We start from the raw sequence: 16,075 nt of genomic DNA, 5'->3' as shown, positions 1-16,075 counted from the left end.
CATGCGCAGATTCTTCGCCGCTCTGGCGGCGGTCGCTGCCGTCGTCGGCGGACTCACCGTCACCGCACCCCCCGCGGCGGCCGCCGACTCGGGCAGCTTCAACGTGCTCACGTACAACGTGGCCGGCCTGCCCTCGGCCATCAACAGTTCGTCGACACCGCGCGAGTCGAGCACCACGGCGATCGGCCAGCGGATCGCGCCGTACGACATCGTCCACGTCGAGGAGGACTTCAACTACCACTCCTACCTCTACGCGGCCGACACCAACCACGCCTACCGCACCCCCACCAGCGGTGGCGCCGGGATCGGCAGCGGCCTGAACACCCTGTCGAAACTCCCCTACGACGAGGACGACTTCGAGCGGGTGCGCTGGAACTCCTGCCAGGTGGACTCCGGCGACTGCCTGACCCCCAAGGGCTTCACCTTCATGCGCGAACGCCTCGCCGAGGGCGTGTACGTCGACTTCTACAACCTGCACACCAACGCGGGCACCAACGACGGCGACCTCGCCTCACGCGCGGACAACCTCAACCAGCTCACCGCCTTCATCAAGACCCACTCCGCCGGAAACGCGGTCGTCGTCATGGGTGACACCAACACCCGCTACACCCGCTCCGGCGACACCATCGCCGAGTTCGGCGCGGCCAACGGCCTCACCGACGCCTGGGTCCAGCTGATCCGCGGCGGCAGCGCGCCCGCCAAGGGCAGCGACGCCCTGGTCTGCGACCAGACCGGAGCCACCGTCCCCAACACCTGCGAGGTCGTGGACAAGGTCCTCTACCGCGGCAGCAAGCTCGTCTCGCTCAACGCCACGTCCTACAACAACGAGCACGCCAAGTTCCTCACCGACGCCGGGCTGATGCTCTCCGACCACGACCCGATCACCATCGGGTTCACCTGGTCGCGCAACTCCGCCTTCCAGCTCAGCGACCAGTACGGCGGCCCGCACGGGGACTACTACAACGACATCGTCAGCGTCCCCGCCGGTGCCCGCGCCACCAGCATCGGACTGAGGTCGGGCTCCCGGGTCGACCAGCTGAGCGTGACCCTGGCGAACGGCACCACGCTGGCCCACGGCGGCACCGGCGGCACCGCGTCCTCACTGACGCTCGGCAGCGGCGAGTACGTGACCACGGCCAACCTGTGCCAGGCGGAGAAGGACGGTCACACGCGGATCTTCTACGCCAAGTTCACGACCAACCTCGGCCGCACCCTGGCCGGCGGCACCACCACCTCCGACTGCGTGACCCGCACCGCCCCGACCGGCTGGCAGATCGCCGGATTCCACGGCCGCTCCGGCGACGAGGTCGACAAGATCGGCTTCATCTACACCCAGCGCTGATCCACCCAGCGCTGATCCACCCGGCGCCGATCCACTCGCCCCGGGGTGCCCCCAGCGCCCCGGGGCGCACAGGAAGCACAAAAGAACGCCGGGACGATTGACGCGCTCATGGCCAGGCCCTACTTTCTGATCGATTTCCCGAACCTCGTTCGAAATCCCGGTCATTGAGGTGCCCCCGCACGCCACCCTGGAGAGCAAGATGAGCGCAAACCCCCACCTGACCCGCCGCGGCCTCCTCGGCATGACGGCCGCCGTACCGCTCGCCCTGACGCTCGGCGCGGGCACCGCACAGGCCGCCGACTCGGCCTACGCGATGGTCTACTTCACCGAGTCCACCAACCTCGGCGACGGTACCGACTACGGCCTGCACCTGGCCGTCAGCCCCGACGGTCTGAACTGGACGCCGCTCAACCAGAACAACCCCCTGGTCACCCCCACCGCGGGCGCCCTCGGTCTGCGCGACCCGTTCCTGATGCGCAAGCAGAACGGCACGTTCGTCGTCCTCGCCACCGACCTCAAGGGCACCGACTGGAGCTACAACAGCCAGTACATCCACGTCTGGGACTCCACCGACCTGCGCACCTTCACCGGCTACCGGCGCCTGAAGCTGCACGACATGACGACCCACAGCTGGGCGCCCGAGGCGTTCTGGGACGCGGGCCGGGGTCAGTACGCGGTCATCTACTCCTCGGTGAACTCCAGCGGCCACAACGTGATCATGGTCAACTACACCAGCGACTTCGTCACCGCGTCGGCCCCGCAGGTCTTCTTCGACCCCGGGTACGACGTCATCGACGGCGACATGGCCGTGGGCGTCGGCGGCTACAACTACCTCTTCTTCAAGAAGAACCAGACGCTGGTGAGCGCCAGGTCCACCTCGCTGAACCCGGGCAGCTTCACCGAGTACAGCGCGGGCGTGGCACACGGCGGCACCGAGGCACCCACCGTCGTCAAGTCGCTGACCACCGGCACCTGGTGGCTGTGGGGCGACACCTACACACCCAACGGCGTCTTCTACGCCTGGCAGTCGAGCAGCCTCGCCTCCGGCACCTGGACCGCCCTCGACCAGAAGACCTACACCCAGCCGGTCAACTCCAAGCACTGCGGCATCACGACGATCACCACGGCCGAGTACAACAACCTGCTGGCCAAGTGGGGCGCCCCGGCCTGGAACCGGCTCAAGTCCTACAACTACCCGGCCCGTTACGTCCGCCACTCCGACTACGTGGGCCGCATCGACGAGTATCCGATCGAGCCCTACAAGGACTCGCTGTGGACCCTCGTCCCCGGCCTCGCCGACAGCTCCGGAGTCTCCTTCCGGTCGGTCAACTACCCGACCCGCTACCTGCGGCACTACAACTACGCGCTCCAACTGGACGCGAACGACGGCACGTCGACGTTCGCCGCCGACGCGACCTTCTACCGCACGGCGGGCCTCGCGGACGCGAGCTGGACGTCGTTCCGCTCGTACAACAACCCCACCCGCTACATCCGCCACTCCAACTACGTCCTGCGCATCGACCCGATCTCCACGACGACGGAGAAGCAGGACGCCACATTCCGAGTAGGTTACTGATTCAACCGAAAAGCCCCCCTGTCGCTCCGCGTTGTATACGCTCCAGGTCGTCTTCACGAGACCTTCACAGGGGGGCATTTCCATGCGCAGAGGACACATAGCCGCCGTCGCGGCCGCAGGTGCGCTGACCGTGCTGAGCGCGATCCCGGCCCACGCCGCCGAGTACTCGTCGGCGCTCAAGCTGAAGGGCGTGCAGTACGACGCCCCGGGCCGGGACTCCAACAGCTGTGCCACCGGCAACACCGACGAGGAGTACCTGACGATCAAGAACTACTCGAGGACCGCGACGGTGAACCTCAAGGGGTACGTCGTGAAGGACGCCGCGGGCAACAAGTTCACGTTCACCGCCAGTCACTCCCTCCAGCCCGGCGACTACGTCAAGCTCCGGGGCGGCCGCGGCGACGACTCGGACGCGAAGAACGTCGTGTACCGCGACAACTGCAACTTCATGTGGAACAACGACAAGGACACCATCTACCTGTACAAGCTGTCGGGCGCCCACGCCGACACCCACGCGTACACGAAGCGCGCCAACGACCGGGACGGCAACGGGTACATCACGTTCCACGGCTGAGCAGGTCGCGTCCGCTCACCACGGCCAGCGCGGCGGTCAGGGCGACCAGGGCCGCCGCCTGGGTCAGGACGCCCACACGCAGTGCCCCGGGCAGGACGTCGAGCCACGGGTAGACCGCGGCGATCCGGACCGCCAGGAGGAGCAGCCCCAGTGCCGCGAGGGCGGCGGCCTCTCCCGCGGGGACACGCCGCTCGCCGCGTACGCGGTACAACAGCCAGGCGAGAGCCGTCACGAGGTAGCAGGTGACGAGCGCCCAGACGGTGTCGACCCCGCCGGGCAGAGCCACGACGGACCCGCCCATCAGCACACTGCAGGCGGCGAAGACGAGACCGGGCGTGCCCGCGGGGAGAGCCGCCGGGGGCGCGTCGCGATGGTGGGCCGCACAGAGCGCCAGCGCCGACGACCAGGCCAGCACGGCGGCCGCGACGGCATACGCGGAGTCCGAGGGGGCGAAGTCGAGGGCCCAGAGGTCGACCAGCGGCAGCAGTGTCGGAACGGCCGCCACGAGCGCTGAGGCCTGGGCGAGACGGCGGTGGTCACGCAGGAGCGCGAAGTAGGCGACCGTCCACAGCAGCGGCAGGAACCACTGGGCGACCCCGACGGCACCGGCCCACACCCCGTGACCGGTGAAGCCGTCCACGAAGTTGTCCCACTGACGCCCGCCACGGGTCGAGGCCCAGGTCAGCCCGAGCACCCGGTCGACCACGGCGGACGCCGCCTGCAACAGGACGGCGAAGAGTGCGAAGAGGCGGACGGCCGAGCCCAGCACGGCGTACCGGCGGGGTGCGGCGGGCGCGCCGAGCCTGCTGCGCACCGCCAGGGCGACGATGCTCGCCACCTCGCCGAGGGTGGGCCGGCTCTGGTCCTGGGTCTCCTGGTCGACGTCCCAGAGGTAGGTCTCGACCATCTCCTCCTCGCGCTCGCGCCGGTAGTAGGTCGGCAGCAGGCGCAGGACGGCGCGGTAGCGGGTCTCCAGCAGGGTCGTCATGCCAGCCCTCCGGCGAGTCCACGGCCCGTGGCGGGCGCGTCGGTCGCTCCGGGGACGGTCCCGGGAGCGCGTCCGGGGGTACGCCGCCCCTCGGCGATCCGCTTCTTCGCGGCGCTCGCCCCGGCGGCCAGCCGCTCCGCCTCGGCGTCCAGAGCCGCGGCCCCCTCGTCGGTGAGGCGGTAGTAGCGCCGCAGCCGGCCCTGCTGCACCTCCTCGCGGTCCAGCACGATCAGGGCGTCGGCGGTGAGCCGGTCCAGTACGCCGTAGAGGGTGCCGACGCGCATCTGCACGGCGCCCTCGGACAGTTCCTCGACCTCGCGCAGGATGCCGTAGCCGTGCCGCGGCTGATCGGCGAGAGCGGTCAGTACGAAGAACGCCGCCTGTGTCATGTTCCTCGGTGCCATGAACACGAATATATCGGCTCCCGATATATTCAGCGAGCCGAAACGCGGAATCGGGCAGGGACGGTGAACAGGGCCCGCCCCAAGCGGATGGTGGGCGGGCCCTGTTCGAGGGGTCATTTTGGCGTGCCGGGCACCGAACCGGGCATGGGTGAAACGCGGTTGCTCGGTGCGGAGCGTGTGCGCCCCGTGTGCGCGGGGCAGATCACGAGGAGCGTCCCGTTCCGGCGTCCCCGCCCGCCGGACGTGTCCGCGTGACGGACCCCGCCTGGTCCGTACGGGGCGGCGGCGACGATACTTGGCCCTGGCACGCACCACCCCCTCTCACAGATGGACTCATGTCAAGCACTTCCACGGCAGACCCCACCGCACCTCCCACCGTCTGGCTGGCCCGCGGCCGCCATCTCGGATCCGACGCGGCCGACGTCCTGCGCCGGAATCTGGAGCGACTGAAGGAGAGCGCGACCCTCGACGACTTCCAGGAGCCGTCCGAGACCGGGGACGCTCAGGAGCGCGTCTTCGAGGCCCGCTGGCGGGTCGCCGACGAGGTGACCGTCCGGGCCCGGCTCTCGCTCGCCCCCGTGTCGAGCGGCGGTCAGGAGTGGGTGCTGGCGGCCGAGGCGGAGCAGCCGTGGGATCTGCGGTGGCCCTCGCCCGCGACCATGTTCTGGCCCGACGGCGACGACGTCTTCTGGGACCGTGACGCCGCGACGGGACTGCGCCTGCGCGACCTGAGCGTGCTGCCCGAGGAGGACAAGGACGTACGACGGGTGCTCCGGCAGGCGGTGCGCGGCAGCTGGGCGGTGCATGTCGTCGTCCACGAGGCCATGACCACCGACCAGCGCGGCCGCCGCCCGCTGGCCGACATGCTGCCGCCCGGTCTGCGCCACCGGATCGTGGAGCACCGGGCGCAGCCGCACCAGCTGCGGGTCCTGAACTGGGCCGTGAAGGAGTTCGGCGTGGAGGTACCGCGCGGCGGAGCCGTGGTGCTGCCCGGGACACCGGTGCCGCCCGGCTACGACGGCCAGGACTTCTCCGTACGCAGTGTGTTCCTCGACGGCTCGGAGCCCACCGAGCTGATCGCGACGGTGACGCGCTACGCCGCGATGCCCAAGCCGCTTCCGGACGGCGGCGAGGCGGCCGTGACCGCGCTGCGGGAGCAGTGGCAGCTGCTGACGCTGGAGGAGGAACTCGAGCGCGAGCGCGCGCTGGTGACGATGTACGCCGAGGCGCTGGAGGCCATGACGAAGTCCCGGGACCTGTACCGGGAGGCCGCCGAGCGGGCGAACGAAGCGCTGGCGGTCTACCGCGAGAACGCCCCGGCGCCGCAGCCCCCGGCGGACGCGGAGGCCACGTCGCCGTTGCAGCAGCTCTCTCGGACCTTCGGCCGGTGGAAGGGCACCCGGCGGCCCGCGACCCACCCCGAGGACCCGGACCGGCAGATCAGCTGAACAGCGGGAAGCGGTCCGCGTCCGCGCCGAGGGCGAGGCGTTCGGCGTCCGTGAGCGGCGTGCGTCCGGTGGCGGCGCGGGCGTAGTGCTCGTCGCTCCATTCGATCGGGACGGGCCACCCCAGGAGGCCGTCCAGAGTGGCGCGCACCGCGGCCAGTCCGGCGGGTGACGGGCCGGGCGCGTCCGGCAGGTCGGTGACGAGGTCGAGGTGGTGGACGGTGGCCTCGACGGCGAGAGTGAGCACGAGGTCCTCGGCCGTCAGCACATGGCCCTGGGTACGGACCCGCAGATCCGGCGGGGCGTCCGCGGCGGCGTTCACGGTGGCCGCGGTGGTCTCCAGGTAAAGGTCGCGCAGCTGGTGGAAGTCGAGGAACATGCTGGCGCTCACCCGGTTCCAGCGCCGGCCCTGCGCCGCGCCGACAGGGTCGGGCGCCCAGTCCCGCCAGTAGGTCACCGCGTCCCGGTCGGGCGGCCCGGCCGCGGGCGTGTGCAGGGCGACCAGGGCCCGCTGGGCGTCACCGGCGCAGTGGAAGACCAGGTCGCGCACCGCCCACCCCGCGCAGCCGGTGGGCCGCCAGGACTCCTCGTCCCCGAGCGGGCGGACGACGTTCGCGAAGGCTCCGTAGGCGGCGCGCAGCACGTCGGCATTCATGGCGCCAGCCTAGGCGGGGGCGTCCGTCCTGCTGCCCCCGGTCGGTGCCGTACCGAGCCCCAGGGTCATACCGCCGACGAACCGGGGGCGCGGTACGGGAGTTGAGGACGTACTCGGCATCGTGGGGACAGCGGCCGCGATCGACAACGCCCTCATCCACCCCACCGGCGTGCGCCCGCGCAAGCTGCCCCTCACCCCGGACCGCTTGCTGAACGGCATCCGGGAGAGGGGCGGCTTCTGAAGTCCCCGGTTTCCCGAGGGGTGCGTCGGCTAGGGGGCCAACGGAGCGTCGGCCGGTTCGCGGACCGCCTCCGCCGTCCGCCGCTCGGTCAGGACGCGGTCCGGAGCCGGCGGCGAGGCGAGGTGCACCACGAGGGCGGTCAGCGCGGCCAGCGACGCGCACACGGCCGCCGTCCCCGCCACCCAGGCAGGCGCGAGCGGCAGTTCCAGCGCCCGGGCGAGCCCCGCCGAGCGGAACCGCCCGTCGAGCAACTGGCCGGCGGCCACCCCGGCCGGCACGACGACCGCGAGGGCCAGCACCGGAAGGAAGGGCCGGACCATCAGCAGGCCCAGCACGACGCACAGGATCGACACGCCGAGCGCGAAGCCGTACACCCGCGGGGACGCTCCGTCGCGGTGCGCGGGGAAGCACAGGGCACCGCAGACCAGCAGCGCCAGGGCGGCGACCATGCTCGGCCAGGCCGGTGCCCTTCGGGGCCGCCTCTGCGCGGGGGGACGCGACGGAGGGGCCGGGAAGGCGCCCGTCCCCGGCCCGGCCGACGTCTCCGGTTCGCTCCGCCGCTCCTCGCCGAGGTCCTCGTACGACGGCAGTGGGGACTGCGGGGACTTCTCCGTCGCCAGCCGCCCGATGAGCTCGACGAGTTCCTCCACGGGCCGGCCGGTCGCCGCCGCGCGCACCGCCTCCTGGCCGCAGTGGGGCTGGAGTTCGGACCGGTTCAGCAGGGCCACCAGTCGGGTCACGTCGGCCACGGGACGGCACTCGGCGGCGGCCCGGATCGCCTCGTCGGCGCTGTCCGCGTCCCGTGGCGGGCGGGTCAGCAGGGCGACGAGCCGGGTGACGTCCTCCACGGAACGGTCCACACCGACCGCGCGCAGGGCCGCGCCGGTGGCCCGCGCGTACTCGGGCGACTGTTCCAGCAGGGTGATGAGGTGGACGACGTCCTCCAGGGGACGGTCGGCCACGGCGGCACGCACCAGGTCGCCGACGGGATCGCCGTACGACCGGTCCATCGGTATGCCGGGTTCGTTCGGGTGAGCTGCTGTCGGGCCGGTGGTCATGCTGTGCTCCAGACAAAGAGTGCGGTCGCGGCCTCGCGCCCCCCGTCGTGCGACCGCGACATTGAGGTCTCCATTGGTAAGCGGGTGCATGACGGCGTGCCACTCGGATGCGCCACGCGTGTGAGTGGCACGGGCCCGTGAGCCATAGCGGGGCCGGATGCGGGAATCCGTCAGACAGTGCGCCGTTCGGCGCCCGGAGGAGGAGGTCGGCCCGTGGATTCGACCACAGCACTGATCGTCGTCGTCGCGGTGCTCGCGGCGCTGGCGCTGGCGGTGGCCGTGGGACTGCTGGTACGGCTGGTGAGAACCCGGCGCGGTCTGCGCCGGGCGGGCCTTCCCACCGGGCCCCGCTGGGTGTTCTGGGGCGCCCTGTTGTACTTCGTGCTGCCCACCGATCTGGTGCCCGATCCGGTGTATCTCGACGACATCGGCGTCCTGTTGCTCGCGCTGCGTACGCTGCGCGGTTCCGCCGCCGACCGGGCCGCGCTGCGGCTCGACGGGCCGGAGCGGGAGACGTCCCGCCGACGGTGATTACGCAGTGTAAGGAAACCAATCACTCGTTCGATTCGTATAAGTCTCTGGAAGCCGAAGCAACTCGGCTGACCTGACGGCGTCGTGGGGAGACGGCCGTCTGCGAGAGGCAGTACCGGCGAGGGAGAGACGATGCAACCGTTCGCGCTCAACTACGCACGTCCGGCAGCGACGTTGGAGGCGACCACTCCGTACGTCTACGACTCCGGGCTGCAGTTGAACGTGCTCATGGACGGCCGGGTCGCGGCCCGCGACCACGCGCTGATGAGGGAGCTGGGGACCACCACGAGCACGGCGGGCTCCAAGACACACTTCGACGACTGAACACGGACGGGCAACCGATGACCGTGTTGATTCTGACCTGCGAAGAGGACGTGACGGCCGACATGGTCGTCCTGCACCTCAACGCCACGGGGGTGCCGGTGGTCCGGCTCGACCCGGCCGACCTGACCGACGGCGTCGCGCTGTCCGCGGAGTACGTGCACGGCGCCTTCCGCGGTCACCTGTCGGTCGGCGGCCGTCTGGTGGGCATCTCGGGGCTGCGCTCGATCTGGGTCCGCCGCCCCGGCACCCCCGCGGCGCGGGCGGGGGCGCCGTCCGAGTGGCTGACCGAGGAGTCCGCTCAGGCGCTGTACGGCATGCTCCGGGGCAGTGACGCCCGCTGGATGAACCATCCCGACGCGGCTCGCCGGGCCCGTCACAAGCCCTGGCAGCTACGGCTCGCCCAGCGCTGCGGCCTGCCCGTCCCGGCGACCATCGTGACAACGTTTCCGCAGGCGGCCCGTGAGTTCGCCGAGCGCTATCCCGACCTGGTGGTCAAGCCGGTCTCCGGCGCGCATCCGCAGGACCCGCCGCGGGCGGTGCCGACCAGCCGGGTCGCGCCGGACACCGATTTCGCGGCCGTCGCGTTCGGCCCGACCCTGCTGCAGCGGCGGGTCGCCAAACGGGCCGACATACGCCTGACCGTCGTGGGCGAGACGATGCTGGCCGCCCGGAAGGTCTGCGGCGCCGACGACGAGGTGGACGTCCGGTTCGCCCCGCCGACCTCCTCCTGGCAGCCCACCGAGGTTCCGCCGCGGGTGGCCGCGGCCGTCCTGGCCTATCTCCGCGCGGCCGAACTGGCGTACGGAGCGTTCGACTTCGCCGAGGACGGGGACGGGACCTGGTGGTTCCTGGAGTGCAACCAGTCGGGGCAGTTCGGCTTCGTCGAGGTGGACACGGGCCAGCCGATCGCACGCAGCATCGCCGAGTGGCTGGCCCGGCCCGGTCCGGATCCCCGCTCCCGCGCCAACGGCGCGAACACCGCGGTCTCCTGAGGCCGGTTCAGTAGGGCCGCGGGGCGGCCGGCGGAAGGGCGGGCACCCATCCCTGTCCGGGCGAGGCCGGACGCTCGGGGGCGGGCGGGGGCATGAGGGACTGCAGGGGCCGCATGACGTACTCCAGCTCCCTGCGTACGCGCTCGGCCTCCCTGCGGGTCAGAGCGGGGACGTCGCCGCGCTCGGCGACGAGTCGGTCGTAGATGGGGGAATCCTGGAACACCCGTCAACGCGCCTTTCGTTTTCGCGGGCCCACGCGCATGGGCACGGCTGACGAGTCTAGGCGCCTCCACGCACCGACGTGCGAATTCCACTGTCGGGCTTGACGGCTCACGGGCGGTCATGCGCCGGTCGTGGACCCCGGGCGGACGATCATCAGGACGGTCACGGTCGCCCACAGCAGGTTGAAGATGCCGGTGAACATGGCCAGTTGGGCGGTGGCCCGACGGTCGACGCCGCCCTGTCCGGTGAGCTCCTCGACGAGTTCGCCCTGCCGGGGCAGGACGAAGGCGGCGAGGACTCCGGCGGCCGCGGCGGTCAGGGCCATGGACGTGGTAAGCCACGCGTCGCCCAGGACGCCCATCGCGGCTCCGGTGGCGATGCCGAGGACGGGGACCGCGATGCCGACGGCCGCGTAGACCCGGCAGATGCGGTGCAGCAGCCGTACCGTGCCGACGCCGGTCTGCTCCGCGTGGGCCCGGCGGGCGGCGGGCGGGAACATGCTGGCCGCGACGGTCACCGGCCCCACGGCGACGATGGCGGCGAGGACGTGCAGGGTCAGCAGGAACTTGCTCATGGGGTGGCGTTTCCTTCTCCGGTGCGGTCGGCGGTGCCCGCCCACCCTAGGAACCCGCCTCGTGATCACACAGAGGCTGAAACGACAGCTTCCAACGGGTTCCCGCCAACCCGCCCGGCGCCGGTTCCAGGCCCGATGCCCTGGTCGTGGCCCTGGCGGGAATCCGCCTATCGTGGTGTGCATGCACTCCGTGGCGATCCTGGTTCTCGACGATGTGGTGCCGTTCGACATGGCGGCGCCGATGCAGGTGTTCGACTGGACACGGCTGCCCGACGGCCGACCCGCCTACCGGGTCCGGCTGTGCGCCGAATCACCGGAGGTCCGCGCGGACGGCGGTTTCACCCTGCGGGTCGAGCACGGCCTCGAAGCCCTCACGGAGGCGGACACGATCATCGTGCCGGGGTGCTCCCCGGCGGCCGGACCGCCCTCCCTGCGCGTCCTGGCGGCGCTGCGGGAGGCCGCGGCGGCGGGCACCCGGATCGCGTCCGTGTGCGTGGGCGCGTTCGTGCTGGCGGAGGCCGGGCTCCTGGACGGGCTGCGCGCCACCACGCACTGGGTGGCCGCGGACGACCTGGCGCGCCGCTTCCCCGCCGTCGGGGTCCAGCCGGACGTGCTGTACGTCGACAACGGTCAGATCCTGACCTCCGCGGGTGCGGCCGCGGCCCTCGACATGTGTCTGCACATGATCCGCCGGGACCTGGGCTCGGCGGTCGCCGCGCATGCCGCCCGGATGTCGGTGATGCCGCTCGAACGGGAGGGCGGCCAGGCCCAGTTCATCGTGCACGACCACCCGCCGGTGCCCCGGGGTTCGACGCTGGAGCCGCTCCTGGAGTGGGTCGAGGACAACCTGTCCCAGGAGATCACCCTCGGAGCGATGGCGGCCCGTTCGGGGATGAGCGAGCGCACCTTCAGCCGCCGTTTCCGCGAGCAGACGGGCAGCACGCCGCTGCAGTGGCTGCTGCGGGCCCGGGTGCGGCGCGCCCAGTACCTGCTGGAGAACACCGGTCACCCGGTCGAACGGATCGCGCGGCAGGCGGGGTTCGGCTCCCCCACGGCCTTCAGGGAACGCTTCCGGCGGGTCGTCGGCACCACTCCGCAGGCGTACCGGGCGGCCTTCCACGCGAAGGACGCCGTCCCGGCGGCGGCGAACTCCTGACCGCCCGCCGGGTCCGGCGTGATGTCACCCGGCCAGCGGCAGGCTGCTCTCACCGTCCGGGTCCGCGCACTCGGCGGCCGGCAGCAGGGCGTCGGCCCTGGCGACCGCTTCACGGACGTCGGTGGTGCCCATCATCACGCACAGTGCGTGACTGACGTCCGCCAGCTCACGAGCCGCCGCCGGCCTCTCCCTCTCCGCCTGGGCGATCCTCAGTGACGCATAGCGGGTCAGCAGGGTTCTGACGGCCTTCGGGTCCGGAACGAGCACGAAGCGCCCCTCTCTCGAATTTTTCGCTGCGTATGCCCCATGTGCACCGGCTCAATCCCATCCGCCGCTCTCCGACATGCGATTGGCGCAATACCGTGCGACCGGACCCGCTTCCCCAAGGGCGGCAAAACCGTTGAACAAGGGGCATCCCTCGCACCATGAACGGTATACGCCCATGAACCGCTCCGCAGGTCTCCTCAGCGCCCTCTATCTCGCGACGAGCACCGGACTCGCCTGGACCGCGGTCCTCGCGCTGCGTGACGGCCCCCCGTGGGCCGTGTGCCTGTTCGCCGCCGCGAGCCTGGTCCCGGTCATCGCGGTCGTGCGCGAGAGCGTGCTGTGGGACCAGCGGCGCGCGCTGGCCGAAATGCGCAGGCGGGCCGTCGGGGCCGGCGCGGGAGCCGCCGACGACATCGTCCGCGCCGAGCTCGACACGGCGTGCTGTGAACGCTGGTGGACGAGCTGCGGCACCGACCACGACTCGACGTGCCCCCGCCGGGTGCCACGGAGCAGCGCGGCGTGACGCCCGGGAGGGCGCCCGGGGCTCAGGCGAGCTGTCCGGCGTGCAGTGCCGTGTAGGCCCCGCCGCGGCGCAGGAGTTCGTCGTGGGTGCCGGTCTCCAGAATCCGGCCCTCGCCCAGCACCACGATGCGGTCGGCGCCCCGGACGGTGGACAGCCGGTGCGCGACCACGAAGGTGGTCCGTCCGCGCAGCAGCCGGGCGAGTGCCTGCTGGACGAGTGCCTCGGAGCGGGTGTCCAGGGCCGAGGTCGCCTCGTCGAGGACCAGCACCCGCGGGTCGCGGATCAGGGCCCGGGCGATGGCCAGGCGCTGGCGCTGCCCGCCGGACAGCCGGGCGCCGCGTTCGCCGACCAGGGTGTCCAGGCCCTGCGGCAGCCGGTCGACGAACTCCAGCGCGTTCGCGTCGCGCAGCGCCGCCCGTACCGTCTGTTCGTCGGCGTCGTCCATGCCGTAGGCGACGTTGTCCCGGATCGTGCCGTCGAACAGGATGGACTCCTGGGGTACGACGGACAGGAAGCGCCGGTAGGTGCGCAGGTCGAGGGTGTTCATGTCGGCCCCGTCGAGCAGGAGCCGTCCGGAGGTGGGCCGGATGAAGCCGATGACGAGGTTGAGGACGGTGGACTTGCCGGCGCCGGACGCGCCGACGAGGGCGACGGTCTCGCCGGGGGTGACGGACAGGGTGAAGTCCCGTACGGCGGGCCGCCCGTTGTCGTACGCGTGGCCGACGCCCTGGAACTCGACGGCCCCGCGCACCGACTCGACGCGGATCCTGCCCTCGTTGTCCTCCAGTTCGGGCGCCTGGAGGACCTCGCCGACCGAACGCACCGATTCCAGGCCCTTGGTGATGACCGGAGCGAGCCCTGCCAGTGTGGTCGTGGAGTTGGTGAGTGTCGTCAGGAACGCGCTGAGCATCACGACGTCGCCGGGGGTGACGCCCCAGGTGCCGTAGTACGACACCAGTGCGGCGCCGGTGAGGACCAGCACGCCGACCACGTTGAGCACGACCCAGGCCAGGGAGCCGAAACGGCCGTTGACGAGGTCGAGGCGCATCCCGGAGGTCAGCAGCCGGCGCAGGGTGCCGTCCATGCGGCGCAGTGCCTTGCCCTCCAGGCCGTGGGCGCGGGTGACCGGAATGAGGCGGGTCATCTCCGTGACCCGGGACGAGAGGGTCTCGACCTCGTGCCGGAAGTGCTCGTTGTGGGTGCGCAGCCGGGCCCTGAGGCGGGCCACGACGAGAGCGGCGGCGGGCACGACGACGAGGAACACGGGCACGAACTCGGGTGTCCGTACGGCAATGATGACCAGTCCGCCGATCAGCACCGTGGTGGCGCCGAGGCCGGTCTCCGCGGTCTGCTGCACCATCTGCTCGACCGTCTCGACGTCCCGCACGACCTTGGCCTGGAGCACTCCGGCGCTGACCCGGGAGTGGTAGCCGATGGACAGCTGCTGCATGCGGGTGCACAGGGCGGAGCGCAGGGCGGTGCCCATGCGGCGGACGCTGCCGTACAGGAGGCGGACGTAGAGGAGGTGCAGGGGGTAGTTGATCAGCAGGATGAACAGGATGACGCCGGTGCTCGTCCAGATCCGGCTGACCGGCTGGTGCTGGACGACGGTGTCGATGATGGACGCGGTGATCAGCGGCAGCAGCCAGATCGGGCTGTGCTTGACGGTGAACACCGCGACGGCCGCGCCCAGTCGGCGGTGGTCGGCACGGAACAGGTAGGCGAGCGTGCGGATCGGGTGTTCGCCCCGGTAGCGATGGTCGAGTGGTCTTTCCAGCGACGAGGCCATCGTCGGTGGTCCTTCCGGTTGCCGAGTCGGGAGCAAGCGCTTTCTGCCCCTCGTCGACAAGGACTACACCAGCCGACGGCACGTACTCCTACTCGTCCAGAGTGCGGGCGAGTTCCGTGGTGGCGTGGGCGATCTCGGTGTCGTCGTCGGCCATCAGTCGCTCGAGGGCGCCGCTCCCGCTCCTGGCGCGGACGGCCTGACGGGCCTGGCGCTCCCACAGCACCGGGTTCTCACGGTGGTTGAGCAGCTTGGGGTAGACGGCCGCCGTGCTCTCCCACTGGCGGGCACCGGCGATGCTCCTGAGCAACTGGATGATCTCGGCCCGGCAGCTCACCTGGGGCAGCTGGGCGAGCTCCCAGAGGAAGGGGACCGTGGCGGCGGTGGCCTGTTCCACGACGAAGCCGTACTGGCAGATGCGCCTGCGCAGGTCGGCGAGCGCGGCGCCGGCGGTGTCGGGATCCCCCCAGGCCACGCTGTTGAGAAGCAGGGGGATGGCCGCGGCGCAGCCGGTGGAGTCCTGGATCTCGCCCCAGGGCACCCGGCTCAGCGCCGTCAGGGGCGTGGTCCGCGCCACCCCGGTCGCGGGCTCGGAGTGGCTGGTGCGCTCGTGGCTCGGTTGGTCCGGAGCGGTGCGCATGGCGTGAGACCTTTCCGCGTCAGTCATGTCAGGGAGGAGGAGTGGTCGACAGCTTGGCCCAGACGGTCTTGCCGGCCGGGGGCCGTGAGGTCCAGCCCCACTCCTGAGCCAGCGCGTCGACGATGTACAGGCCCCGGCCGTGCTCCCGCAGGGCGGTGACGTCGGCGGGCGTGTACGCGGGCGGCTCGTCTCCGGGGTCGGAGACGGTCACCAGCAGATGGGCGGGGTCGAAGGACAACCCCAGCCACACCTCGTCCGCACCGCCCGCCGCGAGCCGGGGCACCGCGTGGGCCACGGCGTTGGCGGCGAGTTCGGTGATCACGAGGGTGGCGTCGTCGCTGCAGTGGCCGAGGGACCAGCAGCTCAGCGTCTCGCGGGTGAAGGCGCGGGCCCGGGCGAACCCTTCCCCGCTGCAGCTGATGAGCAGCGCGGCGGAGTCCAGGGGGCCGGGCCCCGGCGGTTGCCGATGTGCGCCGACGGGCCGCGGACGCCGCACGGTCTCACCGGCCGGGCCCACATCACCCGCTTCCGGCACAGCCTGGCTCGGCGGCCGGAGCGCGTGGTTCGCAGGTGACGACACGGCATCTCCTTGATGCGACGTCAAGACGGGGCGCAACCGCAGGGGTTGACGCCGGAGCTATTATCCACGCTGAAGGCGCCCGCGTGCAATTGCACGAGAAATTGCGCGAACGACGGGTGGGGCCACTGAGGATGTGCGGGTGCGCCCCCGTCCGCCACGCACGGCCGGGCACCGCGCCCGGCACAGAACGTGAACAG

At 71.4% G+C, this 16,075-nt stretch carries 19 protein-coding genes; 9 read left to right on the top strand and 10 right to left on the bottom strand.

The annotated features are described in order from the left end of the window. The first annotated feature begins 1 nt into the window (after position 1). From IOD14_RS17955 to IOD14_RS17945, 3 genes are all read left to right on the top strand, one after another. On the top strand, positions 2 to 1,342 hold the full coding sequence (locus IOD14_RS17955; protein WP_212670762.1) for a jacalin-like lectin: 1,341 nt from the start codon (positions 2 to 4) through the stop codon (positions 1,340 to 1,342). A 199-nt stretch (positions 1,343 to 1,541) separates the two neighbouring features. Next, positions 1,542 to 2,918, top strand: coding sequence for a glycoside hydrolase family 43 protein (locus IOD14_RS17950; RefSeq protein WP_212670761.1), 1,377 nt, complete (start codon positions 1,542 to 1,544; stop codon positions 2,916 to 2,918). A gap of 82 nt (positions 2,919 to 3,000) precedes the next feature. Next, positions 3,001 to 3,492 carry a lamin tail domain-containing protein gene (locus IOD14_RS17945; protein WP_212670760.1) on the top strand — a complete coding sequence of 164 codons (492 nt, stop codon included), beginning with the start codon at positions 3,001 to 3,003 and terminating at the stop codon, positions 3,490 to 3,492. Here the strand turns inward: IOD14_RS17945 and IOD14_RS17940 are convergent. Together IOD14_RS17940 and IOD14_RS17935 are read right to left on the bottom strand one after the other, a co-directional pair. Continuing rightward, positions 3,476 to 4,480: a hypothetical protein gene (locus IOD14_RS17940; protein WP_123993467.1), complete on the bottom strand. Its 1,005-nt coding sequence runs from the start codon at positions 4,478 to 4,480 to the stop codon at positions 3,476 to 3,478. The two genes, IOD14_RS17945 and IOD14_RS17940, sit on opposite strands and share 17 nt — an antisense overlap. Then, positions 4,477 to 4,869, bottom strand: a complete 393-nt coding sequence (locus tag IOD14_RS17935; RefSeq protein WP_123994835.1) for a PadR family transcriptional regulator — start codon at positions 4,867 to 4,869, stop codon at positions 4,477 to 4,479. Before IOD14_RS17935 ends, IOD14_RS17940 begins: the two co-directional genes overlap by 4 nt. 350 nt (positions 4,870 to 5,219) lie before the next feature. Between IOD14_RS17935 and IOD14_RS17930 the strand changes: the two genes are divergently transcribed. After that, entirely contained in the window at positions 5,220 to 6,332 is a 1,113-nt protein-coding gene (locus IOD14_RS17930) for a hypothetical protein (protein WP_212670759.1), read from the top strand. On the opposite strand, the gene IOD14_RS17925 is transcribed toward IOD14_RS17930, so the two are convergent. Further along, positions 6,325 to 6,984 carry a maleylpyruvate isomerase N-terminal domain-containing protein gene (locus tag IOD14_RS17925; protein WP_212670758.1) on the bottom strand — a complete coding sequence of 220 codons (660 nt, stop codon included), beginning with the start codon at positions 6,982 to 6,984 and terminating at the stop codon, positions 6,325 to 6,327. The genes IOD14_RS17930 and IOD14_RS17925 overlap by 8 nt on opposite strands. A gap of 270 nt (positions 6,985 to 7,254) precedes the next feature. Then, on the bottom strand, positions 7,255 to 8,283 hold the full coding sequence (locus tag IOD14_RS17920) for a hypothetical protein (protein ID WP_249125940.1): 1,029 nt from the start codon (positions 8,281 to 8,283) through the stop codon (positions 7,255 to 7,257). Between the two features lie 213 nt (positions 8,284 to 8,496). Between IOD14_RS17920 and IOD14_RS17915 the strand changes: the two genes are divergently transcribed. The 3 genes from IOD14_RS17915 to tgmB all read left to right on the top strand — a co-directional run bounded on the left by IOD14_RS17915 (position 8,497) and on the right by tgmB (position 10,130). Beyond that, a complete protein-coding gene (locus tag IOD14_RS17915; protein ID WP_123993470.1) occupies positions 8,497 to 8,814 on the top strand; it encodes a YkvA family protein in 318 nt (105 codons plus the stop codon). A gap of 132 nt (positions 8,815 to 8,946) precedes the next feature. Then, positions 8,947 to 9,138 carry a putative ATP-grasp-modified RiPP gene (gene tgmA, locus IOD14_RS17910; protein ID WP_031037338.1) on the top strand — a complete coding sequence of 64 codons (192 nt, stop codon included), beginning with the start codon at positions 8,947 to 8,949 and terminating at the stop codon, positions 9,136 to 9,138. Positions 9,139 to 9,155: 17 nt separating this feature from the next. Next, positions 9,156 to 10,130 (top strand): ATP-grasp ribosomal peptide maturase, encoded by a 975-nt coding sequence (gene tgmB, locus IOD14_RS17905; protein ID WP_123993471.1) that lies wholly within the window; start codon positions 9,156 to 9,158, stop codon positions 10,128 to 10,130. A 7-nt stretch (positions 10,131 to 10,137) separates the two neighbouring features. Here tgmB and IOD14_RS17900 read toward each other — a convergent pair whose 3' ends face one another. Next, entirely contained in the window at positions 10,138 to 10,353 is a 216-nt protein-coding gene (locus IOD14_RS17900; RefSeq protein ID WP_123993472.1) for a hypothetical protein, read from the bottom strand. A 117-nt stretch (positions 10,354 to 10,470) separates the two neighbouring features. Next, positions 10,471 to 10,926 carry a hypothetical protein gene (locus IOD14_RS17895; RefSeq protein WP_123993473.1) on the bottom strand — a complete coding sequence of 152 codons (456 nt, stop codon included), beginning with the start codon at positions 10,924 to 10,926 and terminating at the stop codon, positions 10,471 to 10,473. A gap of 181 nt (positions 10,927 to 11,107) precedes the next feature. On the opposite strand from IOD14_RS17895, the gene IOD14_RS17890 reads away from it, so the two are divergent. Further along, positions 11,108 to 12,082 (top strand): helix-turn-helix domain-containing protein, encoded by a 975-nt coding sequence (locus tag IOD14_RS17890; RefSeq protein ID WP_212670756.1) that lies wholly within the window; start codon positions 11,108 to 11,110, stop codon positions 12,080 to 12,082. Between the two features lie 24 nt (positions 12,083 to 12,106). Here IOD14_RS17890 and IOD14_RS17885 read toward each other — a convergent pair whose 3' ends face one another. Further along, the gene (locus IOD14_RS17885) at positions 12,107 to 12,349 is read right to left on the bottom strand and encodes a DUF5133 domain-containing protein (protein WP_123993475.1); all 243 of its coding nucleotides are present in this window, start codon (positions 12,347 to 12,349) and stop codon (positions 12,107 to 12,109) included. A 175-nt stretch (positions 12,350 to 12,524) separates the two neighbouring features. On the opposite strand from IOD14_RS17885, the gene IOD14_RS17880 reads away from it, so the two are divergent. Then, complete coding sequence (locus tag IOD14_RS17880) at positions 12,525 to 12,872, top strand: hypothetical protein (protein ID WP_123993476.1); 348 nt, start codon at positions 12,525 to 12,527, stop codon at positions 12,870 to 12,872. 22 nt (positions 12,873 to 12,894) lie between these two features. On the opposite strand, the gene IOD14_RS17875 is transcribed toward IOD14_RS17880, so the two are convergent. The 3 genes from IOD14_RS17875 to IOD14_RS17865 form a co-directional block, all read right to left on the bottom strand. After that, positions 12,895 to 14,661 carry an ABC transporter ATP-binding protein gene (locus IOD14_RS17875; protein ID WP_212670754.1) on the bottom strand — a complete coding sequence of 589 codons (1,767 nt, stop codon included), beginning with the start codon at positions 14,659 to 14,661 and terminating at the stop codon, positions 12,895 to 12,897. An 88-nt stretch (positions 14,662 to 14,749) separates the two neighbouring features. Further along, positions 14,750 to 15,298 carry a hypothetical protein gene (locus IOD14_RS17870; protein WP_123993478.1) on the bottom strand — a complete coding sequence of 183 codons (549 nt, stop codon included), beginning with the start codon at positions 15,296 to 15,298 and terminating at the stop codon, positions 14,750 to 14,752. Positions 15,299 to 15,326: 28 nt separating this feature from the next. Beyond that, a complete protein-coding gene (locus IOD14_RS17865) occupies positions 15,327 to 15,878 on the bottom strand; it encodes an ATP-binding protein (protein ID WP_249125939.1) in 552 nt (183 codons plus the stop codon). Positions 15,879 to 16,075: the final 197 nt, after the last annotated feature.

The sequence above is a fragment of the Streptomyces sp. A2-16 genome, from assembly GCF_018128905.1.
GTDB lineage: Bacteria > Actinomycetota > Actinomycetes > Streptomycetales > Streptomycetaceae > Streptomyces.
Note: the sequence above shows the minus strand (reverse complement) of the source record. Positions and strands in the feature narration are given on the sequence as shown.

Coding starts and splice junctions, on each gene's coding strand:
- IOD14_RS17930 (WP_212670759.1), top strand. CDS start 5,220: ATGTCAAGCACTTCCACGGCAGACCCCACCGCACCTCCCACCGTCTGG.
- IOD14_RS17895 (WP_123993473.1), bottom strand. CDS start 10,926: ATGAGCAAGTTCCTGCTGACCCTGCACGTCCTCGCCGCCATCGTCGCC.
- IOD14_RS17925 (WP_212670758.1), bottom strand. CDS start 6,984: ATGAATGCCGACGTGCTGCGCGCCGCCTACGGAGCCTTCGCGAACGTC.
- IOD14_RS17880 (WP_123993476.1), top strand. CDS start 12,525: ATGAACCGCTCCGCAGGTCTCCTCAGCGCCCTCTATCTCGCGACGAGC.
- IOD14_RS17950 (WP_212670761.1), top strand. CDS start 1,542: ATGAGCGCAAACCCCCACCTGACCCGCCGCGGCCTCCTCGGCATGACG.
- tgmA (WP_031037338.1), top strand. CDS start 8,947: ATGCAACCGTTCGCGCTCAACTACGCACGTCCGGCAGCGACGTTGGAG.
- IOD14_RS17935 (WP_123994835.1), bottom strand. CDS start 4,869: ATGACACAGGCGGCGTTCTTCGTACTGACCGCTCTCGCCGATCAGCCG.
- IOD14_RS17870 (WP_123993478.1), bottom strand. CDS start 15,298: ATGCGCACCGCTCCGGACCAACCGAGCCACGAGCGCACCAGCCACTCC.
- IOD14_RS17940 (WP_123993467.1), bottom strand. CDS start 4,480: ATGACGACCCTGCTGGAGACCCGCTACCGCGCCGTCCTGCGCCTGCTG.
- IOD14_RS17890 (WP_212670756.1), top strand. CDS start 11,108: ATGCACTCCGTGGCGATCCTGGTTCTCGACGATGTGGTGCCGTTCGAC.
- IOD14_RS17955 (WP_212670762.1), top strand. CDS start 2: ATGCGCAGATTCTTCGCCGCTCTGGCGGCGGTCGCTGCCGTCGTCGGC.
- tgmB (WP_123993471.1), top strand. CDS start 9,156: ATGACCGTGTTGATTCTGACCTGCGAAGAGGACGTGACGGCCGACATG.
- IOD14_RS17945 (WP_212670760.1), top strand. CDS start 3,001: ATGCGCAGAGGACACATAGCCGCCGTCGCGGCCGCAGGTGCGCTGACC.
- IOD14_RS17875 (WP_212670754.1), bottom strand. CDS start 14,661: ATGGCCTCGTCGCTGGAAAGACCACTCGACCATCGCTACCGGGGCGAA.
- IOD14_RS17920 (WP_249125940.1), bottom strand. CDS start 8,283: ATGACCACCGGCCCGACAGCAGCTCACCCGAACGAACCCGGCATACCG.